Genomic DNA, 13,366 nt, shown 5'->3' on the forward strand with positions numbered 1-13,366 from the left:
CAATGCACGTGGACACGCTTGTTTCCGCATTCAACCCGCGCCAAGGCCGGGAAATGGAACGGACCGTCACACCATTGCCGCTGATCGCGCTGCTTGTGGGCGCCAGTGCGCTGGCGGTGGGGCCGTGGTTCGTGCGGCTTGCCGATGTCGGGCCCATCGCCAGCGGGTTCTGGCGCCTCGCCCTCGGCAGCGTGATGCTGTTCGCGCTGGCCGGCGCGATGCACGAGCGGCTCAGGCTGCCGCCGCGTCACCTGACGATCCTGCTCGTCGCCGCCGCCTTCTTCTTCGCCGCCGACCTTGCCGCGTGGCACGAGGGCATCCTGCTGACGAAGATGGGCAATAGCGTGCTGTTCGGCAATTTCGGCAGCTTCGCCTTCGCCTGCTACGGCCTGTGGTTGGCGCGGACCTGGCCGAGGCCCGCACAGGTGGGCGCGCTGTTGCTCGCGGCGACGGGGACGCTGCTTCTCCTGTCGGGGAGCCTCGATCTCGGCCCCGAGACCTTCTGGGGCGACATCCTCTGCCTGACGGCGGGGCTGCTATATGCGGGCTATCTCATTGCCGTCGACAAGGCGCGTCCCTCGCTGTCGCCGCTGCCCTTGCTGGCTTGGGTCAGCCTGTTCGGCGCGCTGATGCTGCTCCCGGTCGCGGCCTCGACCCCCGAGGCGCTGGTGCCGACCAACTGGGGACCGGTGCTGGTGCTGGCATTGTCGAGCCAGGTGATCGGGCAGGGGCTTCTCGTCTATGCCATCGGGCGGTTGCCCCCGCTCGTCGTCGGTCTCGGCCTCCTCACCCAGCCCGCGGTGGCGGGGCTTGTCGGATGGCTGGTCTATGGCGAGGTCTTCACGCTGAAGGACTGGGCGGGCGCGGTGATGATCGGGGCCGCGCTCGTGCTGGTGCGCTTGCGCCCTCGCACGGCAAGGGCCACATGAGGGGCATGGCCGACCCGACCCCGCTCGAAGCGACTCGCCTCAAACTCGCGCCCGCCGTGGCCGAGAATGCCGTGTTCGACGGCTGGACGATGGAGGCGGTCGATCTTGCCGCCGACCAGCTCGACATTGACCGCGACGTGGCGCGGCTGGCGTGGCCCAAGGACCCGGGCGAGATGGTCGCGGCGTGGATCGAAAGTGTCGATGCGCGCATGATCGAAGCCTTTCCACCCGAAAAGATCGGCGCGATGAAGATCCGCGATCGTATCCGCGCGCTCGTCTGGTGGCGGCTCGAGGCGGCAGCGCCCGCGCGAGAGGCCGTGCGCACCGGCCTGTCGATCCTGTCACTGCCGCAGAATCTCTCGCTGGCGGCGAGAACCGCCTGGCGCAGCGCCGATGCGATGTGGCGGCTCGCGGGCGATACATCGACCGATTACAACCACTATACCAAGCGCGCGATTCTGACCGGCGTCTATGGCTCGACGCTCTATGCCTGGCTCGATGACGACAGCGCGGGTTGGGCCGATACGGCGGCCTTCCTCGACCGCCGGATCGACGATGTCATGCAGTTCGAGAAGTGGAAGGCAAAGTGGACCGGCGGGGCCGAGCGGCGCTTTTCGATGGCGCGTTTTCTCGGCCGGCTGCGCTATCCGCCGACCGCCTGAGCGCGCCCGCGACCGAAAAGGGTGGCATGCGCCATTCGAAATTGATAATCAGTCGCAATAATGACCGAGTCCACTGCCATCCTCTGCACCCTCGACCAGCTGCCCAAGGGCGGTTCGGGTGCCGTCGCCGCGATAGACTGGGACGCGCTCGAAGCGCGTGACGCGACGCGGCTCCAGCATTTCGGCTTTGATGCGGGGGTGCGGGTGACCGCGCTCCATCGCGGGCCGTTCGGGGCCGACCCGATGGCTGTGAAGGTCGGGCGCATGACGGTCGCGATCAGCCGCGCCCATGCCCGCGCCATCAGCATCACCAAGGCAGACGAAGCGACCGACGCCGCGTGAACAAGACTCCGTTGATCGCCGTCGCCGGCAACCCCAATGCCGGCAAGTCCGCCCTGTTCAACGCGCTGACCGGCGCGCGGCAGAAGATCGGTAATTATCCCGGCGTGACGGTCGAGCGGCACGTCGGCAGGCTCACCCTGCCCGACGGCGCGCCCGCCGATCTCGTCGACCTGCCCGGCGCCTATGCGCTCGAGGCCGCGAGCCCCGACGAGCAGGTGACACGCAGCGTCCTCCTCGGCGAGGGCGAATACGAGCGGCTGCCCGACGCGCTGCTCATCGTCCTCGATGCCGCCAATCTCGACAACCATTTGCGTTTCGCGCTCCAGCTGATCGACCTCAAGCTGCCGACGGTGGTGGCGCTCAACATGGTCGACCTCGCCAGGCGCGACGGGCTCGAACTGGACCCCAAGGTGCTCGAGGCCGAACTGGGCGTGCCCGTGATCGAGACGGTGGCGGTGCGCCGCCGCGGCATCGATGCAGTGCGCGAGGCGCTCGCAACCGCGGCCCGCACCCCGCACGAGCGCCCCGATCCCGAGGACCTGCCGCACGAGGGGCTGACGCTCCAGCAGCGCGCGCGCAAGATCGCCACGGCGGCGATCGTCTCGGAAACCCCGTCGCGGGCGCTCACGCACAAGCTCGACGCGGTGCTGCTGCATCCGGTCGCGGGGCCTCTGTTCCTAGCAGGCCTGCTGTTCGTGATGTTCCAGGCGGTCTTCGCCTGGGCCGCACCGCCCGCCGACTTCCTCGAGGGGCTGGCGATCGATGCGGGCAATGCGGTCGGTGCCGCGATGCCCGAGGGTTGGCTGCGCTCGCTCGTCGTCGACGGATTGTTCGCGGGCGTGGGGGCGGTGATCGTCTTCCTGCCCCAGATCCTCATCCTTTTCCTCTTCATCCTGCTGCTCGAGAGCTCGGGCTACATGACGCGGGCGGCCTTCATCATGGACCGGCTGATGCGGCGGGCGGGGTTGAACGGATCGGCCTTCATCCCCCTCCTGTCGTCCTTCGCCTGCGCAGTGCCCGGCATCATGGCGACGCGCACCATCGACGATGAAAAGGACCGGCTGCTGACGATCCTGATCGCGCCGCTGATGACCTGTTCTGCGCGGCTTCCGGTCTACACGCTGATCATCGCCGCCTTCATTCCCAACACGCTGGTCGCGCCCGGCGTGGGCCTTCAGGGCCTCGTCCTGTTCGGTCTCTATGTGGCGGGCATCCTGGGTGCAGTGCTGCTCGGCTCGCTGCTGCGATCCAAGGTGGTGAAGGGCGGCGGGGCAGCCTTCATGATGGAAATGCCCAAATACCAGCTGCCGCGCCTCGGCGATGTCCTCATCGGCCTGTGGCAGCGGGCGTGGATCTTCCTCAAGCGCGCGGGCACGATCATCGCGGCCGCCACGGTGATCCTCTGGGCGCTGGCCTCCTATCCCAAGGCGGGACCGGGCGAAGTGCAGTCCGAAGTCTCAATCGCGGGTAAGATCGGCGATGCGATCCACGTCGTGGTCGCGCCGATCGGCTTCAACCGCGACGTGTCGATGGCGCTGTTGCCGGCGATGGCAGCGCGCGAGGTGGCGGTCGCCGCGATCGGCACCGTCTATGCGCTCGACGCGGAGGACGAGGAAGGGCTGGAGACGCTCGAGGCCCGTATCGCGGGGCGCTGGAGCCTCGCCACCGCGCTCGCCTTCCTCGCCTGGTTCGTCTTCGCGCCGCAGTGCATCTCGACGATCGCGGTGACGCGACGCGAGACCAACGGGTGGAAGTGGCCGCTCTTCATGACCGGATACCTGTTCGCCGTCGCCTATGTGGCGGCGGGCGTGACCTACTGGACGGCGGTCGCTTTCGGCCTCGGCTAGGGCCTAGAAGGTGCCGCTGACGGTCACGCGGAAAAAGCGGCCGAATTCGCGGTCGAAATTCTCGGTGTAGGCGATCGGCCCGGTGCGCCGCCCGACATAGGCGGTGCGATCGAAGCGGTCGCTCTGGCCAAGGACGTTCATCAGCTGGCCGCGCACGGTCAGCCCGGCGACGTCCTTATGCTCGACAAACAGCCAGCTGAACGGCGCGGACTTATAATCCTTGAAGACCTGGTCGAGGCGATAGACGGGCGCGAACTCGCCATGATCGATGCCGCCGCCCCACGCCCAGTCGCTGCCCGGGATGTCGTGACGGAAGTCGGCCTCGATACGGAAGCGGTCGATGCCGCTGATCTCGCGGTCCTCGCCGGTTAGCGGGTCCTCGACGCTGCTGTCGACCACGGTCGAGAAGAGATTGAGCCGCGCGCCCTCAAGCCCGATCGGGTCGAACAGGAGGGTGCCGCGCAGGATCCCCTGGTAGATGACCGCCGTGTCCTCCAGATTGCCCAGTGCCTGTTCGGTCGGCGAGACGGGAATGGTCTCGACGGCATCCTCGATCAGCGCGACACGGAATTCGGGCGTGATCGTGCCCCACGCCCCGAGCTTGGTGACGAACTGCAGTTCGCTGCGCCAGCGCTGCGGCGGAACCAGCGAGAAATTGTTGCTGCGCCCGTCGGTGTCGTTGGACACGTCGACCGAGGAGAGGAAGTCGAAGAAGCTGAGCTGGTCGACGCGGCGTTCGAGCTTGGCATTGACGGTGAGGTCGTCGCTCGCGGTCCAGGCGAGCGCGACCGAGCCTTTGGGGCGCACGAAGCTGCGCGTCACGTCGCCCGCGCTGATCTCGCTATATTCGGCGCCCGCAGCGACCTGCAGGTTGAGCGCGCTACCCAGGGCGCGGCCGTAGCTGAGGATCGATTCGGCGCGCTGCTCCTCGACGGTGGCGTTGGCTCCGGGCAGTTGCTGTTCGACCTCGGCCCCGTCGGCGTCGCGGACGAACAGCCGGGCCTCACTGTCGAGGCTGTTGTAGGCGCCCTCGAGGCTGAACTGGACGTCGCCGCCCAGCACGGGCAGCGCATATTCGCTGCGCAGGATGCTTTCCGCCTCGTCGACGGTCTGGACGAAGCGGCTGCCCTCGAGCACGGCACCGGGGGCCTGTTCGAGACGCTCGAAGGCGAATTCGGTAGGGCTGTGCTCCTGCCGACGCAGGCCGATGAGCTTGAGGCGGCCGGTGCCGAGGTCGAATTCATAGTCGCCGCCCAGCTCGAAATTCCATTCGTCCTCCGCGCCGGTGCTGCGTTCGTCGGCGCCGCTGCCGTCGGCGGCCACTTCCTCACCGGTGACCACGCGGTCGAACATGAAGAATTGGAGACTGCCGTTCACATTGACGATATTGCCATTGGCGGTCTCGCGGTTGAGCGAGGCGGCGAAGGTCGGGCGATCCCCGTCATAGGTTGCCTTCTCGTCGATGACGCGGATGAGCCCGCCATCGGCATCGCGCCGCGTTTCGGGACCCCAATGGCCTTGCCGGAAGGCATTGTTCTCGAACGACAGCGTGACGTTGCTGCCGCCGACCTGACCGCTCGCGCTGACTTCGCCGCGCAGCCAATTGTCCTCGAGCCCGGGGCGCCATTCGGGCTCATATTCGAAATTGCCCGACCAGCCACCGGCCCTGGCGATGACATTCGCGACTTCGCCCGACAGGCCCGCGATGGCGAGCGTGGCGCCGTCGACCACGTCGATCCGCTCGACCGCATCGACGCCGATGCGTGACAGGGCATCGCGCGCATCGTTGGACTTGCCCGACACGCGTTGGCCGTTGATCAGCACATTCTGGTTGGCCTGCCCGAGGCCGCGCTGGCCATTGTTGCCGCCCTGGATCGAGAAGCCCGGAATACGGCTGACCATGTCCAACGCGTTCTGCGGCGCGAATTGCGCGAAGTCTGCGGGGGTGTAGCTGCGGCCGGTGATCGGTGCCTCGCCCTGGAGCGTCTCGGTCGCCTCGCGCTCGATCTCGGTCTCGCCTTCGGGAGGCGCCGGATCGCCGGGCACCTCGGCCGGATCGCCCGTGGCAACGTCGGCAGGCTGCGCATGCGCGGCGGCGGCGTGAAGGCACGCGATGGACGAGGTGGCAAGCAATGCCGCGACGGACCGGTGGATACGCATATTCTTTCTCTCCCTGACCGTTTCGCCAGCAGCACAATCATCCCGCGGCGGACAGCGGGCTTCGACGAAACGACCGGTGGAGAAGTCAAACGACCACAGTTGTAGTCCTAAGCGGTGGTGGACTTGCGCGGCGCGGCTTCCTAGTCAGGGGACAAGACAATTGAAAAGGACGTGAAATGGCCGGCGTGAACAAGGTGATCCTGGTGGGCAATCTCGGGGCGGACCCCGAGGCGCGCTCGCTCAACAATGGCGGCGAAGTGGTGAACCTTCGCGTCGCCACCTCGGAGACGTGGAAGGATCGCGACGGCAACCGCCAGGAGCGGACCGAATGGCACCAGGTGGTGATCTGGAACGAGAATCTCGGCCGCGTCGCCAAGAACTACCTGCGCAAGGGCTCGAAGGTCTATCTCGAGGGCCAGCTCCAGACCCGCAAGTGGCAGGACCAGAACGGGCAGGACCGCTATTCGACCGAGGTCGTGCTGCAGCGCTATCGCGGCGAACTCGTGCTGCTCGACAGCCGCGAAGGCGGTGGTGGCGGCGGCTACGGCGGCGGTAGCCAAGGTGGCTATGGCGGTGGCGGCCAGGGTGGCGGCTACGGCGGCGGCGGGCAGGGCGGCGGCAACGCGCCCCAGCAGCGCCCGCAGCCCGCGAGCTTCGACAACGACCTTGACGATGATGTGCCGTTCTAGGGCCTAGTCGTCCTTGCCGCCGGCCTCGAGTTTCTTCTTGAGGCCGGCGAGCGCACCGAAGGCGCCGGCTTCCTCTTCGGAAAGCACGCCCGCCGCCTTGAGGCGGGCATCGGCATCCGCAACCCGCGGATAGGGATCGAGCGCCAGCGCCAGCGTGTCGATCAGCGCATCGCCCAGTTCGAGCTCGCGACCGTCATGGAAGATGGTGTCGAGATCATCGACGCCGAGCTCGATCTCGGCATCCTCGTCATGCTCGGGGTGGGGCGCGAAGAGGAGCCCGAAATGCTCCTCGATGGTCTCGGCCACGGGATCGCCGGTCGCCACGCAAGCGTGGGTGACACTGGCGGACAGCGTGCCGTTGACCGCGATACCATCGCCGTCGCGCTCGATCCTGCCGTCGATGGCGAGCTTCTCGATCGACGGGAGGTGCAGCCGCTCGGCGACCGAGGCGCGCATCGCCTCGTCGGCATGGATGGCGATGGTCTCGCCGTCCTTGAGCGTCGCCAGTGCGACCTTTCCGAAATCGTCGATCACAATTCACCTCGCAGCAGATTGGCGTCGGGCTCGCCGTCGATACGCTCGGCAAAGCGCCGGAGTTGCTCGGAGACATAGGTGAGCGCGCCCTCGTCGGGCTGCGTGTCGCGAAAGACGCTCCAGCGTGCAGCCTCGCGCCACTGGTCGGCATCCACCTCTTCCTCTTCGGCAAAGCGCCAGCGGTCGACGCGGGCGGCGAGTGCGCCGACCATCGAGCGAACCTGCTTGCCGAGGCCGGCGTCGAACCCTTCCTCGCGCATCTGCGCATCCATGTCGGCGATGAAGGCCTCGGTCAGCGCGACCGAGCCGCGCACCGCATCTTCTTCGCCCCGCTCGAGCCGGAGCACGGCCAGCGCGACAAGCGTGGACAGGACGCCGAAGCGGCCGTCGAGCGTGTCGGGCACCTTGCCCTCGCGGTACCAGTGCGGGTCGCGCGCGGCACCGACCAGCGCGCCGTAGAGGCTGGCGGCCTCGGCGCCGGGCGGGGGACGCAGCCATGAAAAGAGCTTGCGCATCTTGTCTCTCCTTGTCGCGGCCCGGCAAGGCGCGGTTCAGCCTTTTCCTTGCAAGCCGGCGGTGAGAGCCGCATAGTCCGGCGCGACCGTGCCCGGCAAGGGCCGACGACAGTCAAGAATTGGAAGACAAACATGCGTGCACGCCATCTCCTGGCCCTCACCGTGGCCACCGCCGCGCTCGGCGGCTGCGCCGGGATCCGTTCGGACCAGGGCTATGTCTACAACCAGGAACTGACCGAGGCGATCGCGCCGGGCATCGACAATCGCGACTCGGTGCGCGCCACGCTCGGCACGCCCAGCTTCGTCGGCCAGTTCGAGGACGACACCTGGTATTATGTCTCGCGGCGCACCGACCGCTTCGCCTTCCGCCAGCCGCGCATGACCGACCAGCGCATCATCGCGGTGACCTTCGATGAATATGGCAATGTCGCGGACGTCGCGGAAACCGGCCCCGAGCTTGCCGTCAACATCGACCCCTCTGGCGACGAGACCCCGACGCTCGGCCGTGAGAAGAGCTTCTTCGAGGAAATCTTCGGCAACATCGGCCAGGTCAACCAGGCCGGCGGCCTCGTCGGCGGCCAGCAGCAGTAACCACCGTATCGTGGCGCCGGGCCTTGCCGCTCCTTCCGGGGAGGGCTAGGCCAGCGCCATGACTGCCATTCCCGACGACCAGACTTACGGCGACTATCTGTCGCTTCCGCAGCTGCTCTCCTCGCAGAAGCCGCATAGCGACGTGCATGACGAGATGCTGTTCATCGTCCTGCACCAGACCAAGGAACTGTGGCTCAAGCAGATCCTGTTCGAGGTGGAATATGCCTGCGAGGAACTGCGCGCCGACCGCTTCCTGTTCGTCCACAAGGCGTTGAGCCGCGTCAGCCGCATCCAGACGGTGATGACGATGAGCTGGGACATCCTGTCGACGCTGACCCCGTCGGATTATATGAAATTCCGCCATCATTTCGGCTCGGCCTCGGGCTTCCAGTCGGCGCAGTTCCGCGCCTTCGAATATCGCCTCGGCCTGAAGGATCCGCGCTTCCTCAAGAATTACGAGCCCGGCAGCGGCGAGCATGATTTCCTCACCGCCGCGCTCGAGGCGCCGAGCGTCTATGACGAGGCCAATGCGGCGCTGGGGCGCGCGGGCTTCGACATTTCGGGCGACGAGGCGATCAAGGACAGCTGGAAGAGCGTCTACCAGAACACCGAGACCTATCCCGAGCTTTATGGCCTTGCTGAAAAGCTGGTCGATCTCGACGATGCGCTGGCCAGCTGGCGGCACAAGCATGTTATCACGGTCGAGCGCGTGATCGGCGGTCGTAAGGGCACCGGCGGATCGGCGGGCGCCGCCTATCTCAAGACGACGCTCGACAAGCGCGCCTTCCCCGCGCTGTGGGAATTGCGCTCCGAGCTATGAGCCACAAGCGGCTCTTCTCGCGCAGCCTCGAGGCTGCCCCCGACAGGCTGCACTTCGCGGCGCACAGCCATCATTTGTGGCCCGACGCCAGCCGCGAAGGGCAGGTGGCCTGCTGGGACGATGCCGCGCGGCTCGCCGATCTCAAGTGGGACCGCGTGATGGGCGAGGTGTGGCCCGAGGCGGCGCGCCATGTGGCCACCGAACTCGGCATGGGCGGGGACAAGGCCGACCGCATCGTCTTCGCCGCCAATACGCACGACTTCATCCTGCGCCTCGCCGCCGCGGCGCCGCGCCGCGCGCGTGGGCCGCTGCGGGTGCTGGCGAGTGACGGCGAATTCCACTCGGCGCGGCGCCAGTTCGCGCGCTGGCTCGAGGCGGGCGAGATCATTCTCGACACCGTGCCGACCGCCCCGTGGGAGGATTTTGCCGAGCGCTTTACCGCGGCCGCCAAGACGGGGCGCCACGACCTCGTCATGGTCAGCCAGGTGATGTTCGGGACGGGGCGCGTGACCGCGCCGATCGAGCCGATCGTCGAGCTCGCTGATCCCGACGGGCCATGGGTCGTCATCGACGGCTATCACAGCTTCATGGCGATCGACGCGCCCTTTGGCGGGGGCCTGTCGGACAAGGCCTTCTTCCTCGGGGGCGGCTACAAATATGCGATGGCGGGCGAGGGGATGGGTTTCATGTCCTGCCCGCCGGGCTTTGGCGACCGCCCGCCGCTGACCGGCTGGTTCGCCGAATTCGAGGACCTCACCCTGCCGCCCGGCATGGTCGGCTATGCGAGCAATGCGATGCGCTTCATGGGCGCGACCTTCGACCCCTCGGCGCTCTATCGCTGGAACGCGGTCCGCGCGATGCTCGAGGCCGAGGGTCTCGATACGGCAGGCATCAGTGCGCAGGTTGCAGCGCTCCAGCAGCAGGCAGTCGACGTCTTTGCCGACACGCCGCTCGCCGATGCCGAACTGCTCAACCCGCTGGGTGACGGGCCGCACGCACGTTTCCTCGCCTACCGCCACGAGCAGGCGGCGGCGTGGTGCGATGCACTGAAGGCGGAGGGTGTCGTGACCGACGTGCGCGGCGATGTCATCCGCTTCGGCTTCGGCCTCTATCATGACGCCGACGATGTCGCGGCGCTGGCCCGGGCGCTGCGCGGCCTCTAGCGCAGCCCGTTCGCGAGCAGCCGGTTGGCGGCGGCGGCCACCGCCTGCGGATCCTCGTCACCCCAAACGGCAAAGCGCAGCCCGAGGAACACGTTCATGCCCATCAGCGCCCAGGCGCGCACCTCGGCATCGAGGTCGCTCTGCGGCGCGGCAAGGTCCCCGCTCGCATCGAGCCGGTCACGCATGCGCGCGGCAGTGGTGCGATAATGGCGCTCGAAGCCCTGCGGATCGACGAATTCCGCCTCGTCGATGATGCGATAGACCTCGGCTTCCGTGCGGGCGAAGCGCAGGAAGGCGCCGAGCGCCGCTTCCTCGCGCGGCAGGCTCTTCTCGACCCCGGCAATGGCCGGGCCAACCGCCTCGGCGACGCGCCGCGACATGTCGGCGACCAGCGCGGAGAAGACCTCCTCCTTGCTGTCGAAATAGGTGTAGAAGGTGCCGAGCGCGACCTTGGCGCGCTGCGTGATGGCGGCGATCGAACTGTCGGCAAAGCCATGCTTGCCGAATTCGATCCGCGCGGCGTCGAGGATCTTCGCGCGCGTCGCCTCCCCCCGCTTGGTACGCGGTTGCTTGGCGCTCCTCCCACCGTCCGTCTGTGTCTGTTTCATCACTCCCCCTGCACTTGTTCCTAACCAAAGTTGAAAGTTGGTTCAACTTTCATTACGCAAGGCTGCGATGGGGCATGGTGTCAGGACCTGTCCCGCCTGAACAGGGGAGGATTTCATGTTGTCGTTCCGTATCGAGAAGGCGGGCCTGCTCGCCACGACCGCCATTGTCGCCGCTTTCGCCATGCCCGCGGGGGCGCTGGCGCAGGAGGCTGCCGTCGAGGAAGCCGAAGGCGTGGAGGCCGCGCCCGTCGCCAACGAGAGCGCCGAAGGCGGCCCCATCGTCATCACCGCGCGTCGCCGCGCGGAAAGCCTGCAGGATGTCCCCCTCGCGGTGACCGCCTATTCGGGCGAGATGCTCGAACGCGAGGCCGCGCTCGATATCACCGACATCGCCGACACCACCCCCAACGTGACGCTCGAGGCGTCGCGCGGGACCAATTCGACGCTCACCGCCTTCATCCGCGGTGTCGGCCAGCAGGACCCGGTGGCGGGCTTCGAGCAGGGCGTCGGCATCTATCTCGACGACGTCTACCTCAACCGCCCGCAGGCCGCCGTCCTCGACATCTATGACGTCGAGCGGATCGAGGTGCTGCGCGGGCCGCAGGGCACGCTCTACGGCCGCAACACCATCGGCGGCGCGGTGAAATATGTCACCCGGCCGCTGCCCGAGGGCACGCATGGCTCGGCGCGCGTCAGCGTCGGTACCCATGGCCAGCTCGACATGGTCGGCAAGGTCAGCATGGGCAACGAGGTCTTCCGCGCGGGCGCGGCGGTCGCCTGGCTCCAGAACAACGGCTTTGGCGAAAATATCGTCACCGGCGAGGAGAACTATAACAAGGACGTGCTCGCCACCCGCCTCTCGTTCGAGGCGGGCGATGCCGACACCATCCTCGCGCGTGTCGCCTATGACCGCACCGAGGACGACAGCAATGCGCGCGGCGGCTTCCGCCTGATTCCGGGCCTCGCCTCGGGCGCGCCGCTGCTCGACGACGAATATGACACGCGTGCGGGTCTCATGGATCCCGTCCAGCAGGTCACTGCCGAGGGCATCAGCTTCCACCTCGATGCCGGTATCGACGATCACTGGACCTTCCGTTCGATCACCGCGTGGCGCGACGATGAAAGCGCGACCCCGATCGACTTCGACACGCTCCAGGCGGTCGATCTCGACGTGCCCGCCATCTACGAGAACGAGCAGATCAGCCAGGAACTGCAGCTGCTCTACGAAGGCGACCGCCTGCAGGGCCTCCTCGGTGCCTATTATCTCGACGCCGACGCCTACACCGTCTTCGACGTGCGCCTGTTCACCTTCATCAATGGCCTCACCGCGCTGACGCAGGGCGATGTGAAGACCAAGACCTGGGCGATCTTCGGCGATCTCGACTTCGACATCACCGACCAGCTCTCGGTCTCGGTCGGCGGCCGCTACACCGACGACGAGCGCCGCAGCGCGGTCTTCCGCGAGACCTATTTCGGGGGCGGTTCGCCCATCTTCGGCGGCGCTGGCGTGGTGTTCGCCACGACCTCGGACTTCGAGGGCCGCCGCAATGACGAGGCCTTTACCCCGCGCGCCTCGGTCACCTTCAAGCCGAGCGCCGACCACACCATCTACGCCAGCTATGCAGAGGGCTTCAAAGGCGGCGGCTTCGATCCGCGCGGCCAGTCCTCGGCGGCGCCCGACATGGATGGCAGCGGCACCGTCACCTATGAAGAGATCTACGACTTCTTCGCCTTCGCGCCCGAGACGGTGAAAAGCTACGAACTCGGCTGGAAGGGCAATCTTTTCGACGACCGCGTCTATGCGGCGCTGGCGCTGTTCAACGCCGATTACGAGGACGTCCAGATCCCGGGTTCGATCGGGGTGACCGACTCCAGCGGCAACCAGACCTTCATCGGCGTCACCACCAATGCCGCCAAGGCGCGCATCCGCGGCCTCGAGTTCGAGGGCAATGCGACCCTGATGGGCGACAGCTATTCGGACCGCCTGACGCTCGGCTGGTCGCTCGGCCTCATCGATGCGAAATATCTCGAATATATCGACAGCCGCGGCCTCGACGTGGCCGACGATCGCGAGATCCAGAACACGCCGGATGTTACCGCCTCGGGCACGCTGGCCTATGTCACGCAGGTCGGTGGCGGCGAGCTCATCGCCAACACCACGCTCAGCTATCGCGGTGACAGCCAGCAGTTCGAACTCGCCTCGCCGCTCGACCAGGACGGCTTCGCCCTGTGGGATGCCGGCGTAACGTGGGAGAGCGAGGACGGTCACTGGACGCTCGGCCTTTATGGCAAGAACCTGACCGACGAGCGCTACATCACGGCGGGTTACAACTTCCTCGCGCAGGACCCCGACAGCGGCGCGCTCATCCTCGGTGCAGACGGCAACCCCATCCCGACGCTCGGGACCGAGGGGACGCTGACCGCATATTACGGCAACCCGCGGCAGATTTTCGCCTCGGTCGGCTATCGTTTCTAGGACGATCGTGTAACGCTTGACGCCGTCTCG

General features: G+C 67.1%; 13 protein-coding genes. 9 read left to right on the top strand and 4 right to left on the bottom strand.

The features are described 5' to 3' along the window. Window positions 1–53: 53 nt before the first annotated feature. Genes NUW81_RS07960 through feoB form a run of 4 tightly spaced genes read left to right on the top strand, consistent with a single transcriptional unit; the run spans window position 54 to window position 3,780 of the window. Complete coding sequence (locus NUW81_RS07960) at window positions 54–929, top strand: DMT family transporter (protein ID WP_245112199.1); 876 nt, start codon at window positions 54–56, stop codon at window positions 927–929. A gap of 5 nt (window positions 930–934) precedes the next feature. Then, window positions 935–1,591 (top strand): COQ9 family protein, encoded by a 657-nt coding sequence (locus NUW81_RS07965; RefSeq protein ID WP_245112201.1) that lies wholly within the window; start codon window positions 935–937, stop codon window positions 1,589–1,591. Between the two features lie 60 nt (window positions 1,592–1,651). Continuing rightward, a complete protein-coding gene (locus NUW81_RS07970) occupies window positions 1,652–1,933 on the top strand; it encodes a FeoA family protein (RefSeq protein WP_245112202.1) in 282 nt (93 codons plus the stop codon). Beyond that, window positions 1,930–3,780, top strand: a complete 1,851-nt coding sequence (feoB, locus tag NUW81_RS07975) for a ferrous iron transporter B (RefSeq protein ID WP_245112205.1) — start codon at window positions 1,930–1,932, stop codon at window positions 3,778–3,780. The genes NUW81_RS07970 and feoB overlap by 4 nt, the downstream gene beginning before the upstream one ends. A gap of 3 nt (window positions 3,781–3,783) precedes the next feature. Here feoB and NUW81_RS07980 read toward each other — a convergent pair whose 3' ends face one another. Next, window positions 3,784–5,940 carry a TonB-dependent receptor plug domain-containing protein gene (locus NUW81_RS07980; protein ID WP_245112207.1) on the bottom strand — a complete coding sequence of 719 codons (2,157 nt, stop codon included), beginning with the start codon at window positions 5,938–5,940 and terminating at the stop codon, window positions 3,784–3,786. 176 nt (window positions 5,941–6,116) lie between these two features. Here NUW81_RS07980 and ssb point away from each other — a divergent pair, with 176 nt between their 5' ends. Next, window positions 6,117–6,629 (top strand): single-stranded DNA-binding protein, encoded by a 513-nt coding sequence (gene ssb, locus NUW81_RS07985; protein ID WP_245112208.1) that lies wholly within the window; start codon window positions 6,117–6,119, stop codon window positions 6,627–6,629. Window positions 6,630–6,632: 3 nt separating this feature from the next. Here ssb and NUW81_RS07990 read toward each other — a convergent pair whose 3' ends face one another. Further along, window positions 6,633–7,163, bottom strand: coding sequence for a YceD family protein (locus NUW81_RS07990; protein WP_245112210.1), 531 nt, complete (start codon window positions 7,161–7,163; stop codon window positions 6,633–6,635). Further along, the gene (locus tag NUW81_RS07995) at window positions 7,160–7,678 is read right to left on the bottom strand and encodes a ubiquinol-cytochrome C chaperone family protein (RefSeq protein WP_245112213.1); all 519 of its coding nucleotides are present in this window, start codon (window positions 7,676–7,678) and stop codon (window positions 7,160–7,162) included. Before NUW81_RS07995 ends, NUW81_RS07990 begins: the two co-directional genes overlap by 4 nt. Before the next feature lie 132 nt (window positions 7,679–7,810). On the opposite strand from NUW81_RS07995, the gene NUW81_RS08000 reads away from it, so the two are divergent. From NUW81_RS08000 to NUW81_RS08010, 3 genes are read left to right on the top strand one after another with little or no spacing between them, the layout of a single operon-like run. Further along, the gene (locus NUW81_RS08000; protein ID WP_245112214.1) at window positions 7,811–8,269 is read left to right on the top strand and encodes an outer membrane protein assembly factor BamE; all 459 of its coding nucleotides are present in this window, start codon (window positions 7,811–7,813) and stop codon (window positions 8,267–8,269) included. A 58-nt stretch (window positions 8,270–8,327) separates the two neighbouring features. Then, window positions 8,328–9,089 carry a tryptophan 2,3-dioxygenase gene (locus NUW81_RS08005; RefSeq protein WP_245112215.1) on the top strand — a complete coding sequence of 254 codons (762 nt, stop codon included), beginning with the start codon at window positions 8,328–8,330 and terminating at the stop codon, window positions 9,087–9,089. Continuing rightward, window positions 9,086–10,252, top strand: a complete 1,167-nt coding sequence (locus NUW81_RS08010; RefSeq protein ID WP_245112218.1) for a kynureninase/PvdN C-terminal domain-containing protein — start codon at window positions 9,086–9,088, stop codon at window positions 10,250–10,252. The genes NUW81_RS08005 and NUW81_RS08010 overlap by 4 nt, the downstream gene beginning before the upstream one ends. Here the strand turns inward: NUW81_RS08010 and NUW81_RS08015 are convergent. Then, a complete protein-coding gene (locus NUW81_RS08015; RefSeq protein ID WP_245112221.1) occupies window positions 10,249–10,860 on the bottom strand; it encodes a TetR/AcrR family transcriptional regulator in 612 nt (203 codons plus the stop codon). The genes NUW81_RS08010 and NUW81_RS08015 overlap by 4 nt on opposite strands. A 115-nt stretch (window positions 10,861–10,975) precedes the next feature. Here NUW81_RS08015 and NUW81_RS08020 point away from each other — a divergent pair, with 115 nt between their 5' ends. Next, window positions 10,976–13,336: a TonB-dependent receptor gene (locus NUW81_RS08020; RefSeq protein WP_245112223.1), complete on the top strand. Its 2,361-nt coding sequence runs from the start codon at window positions 10,976–10,978 to the stop codon at window positions 13,334–13,336. The last annotated feature ends 30 nt before the right edge of the window (window positions 13,337–13,366 follow it).

Source organism: Sphingomicrobium aestuariivivum (assembly GCF_024721585.1).
Classification (GTDB): Bacteria; Pseudomonadota; Alphaproteobacteria; order Sphingomonadales; family Sphingomonadaceae; genus Sphingomicrobium; species Sphingomicrobium aestuariivivum.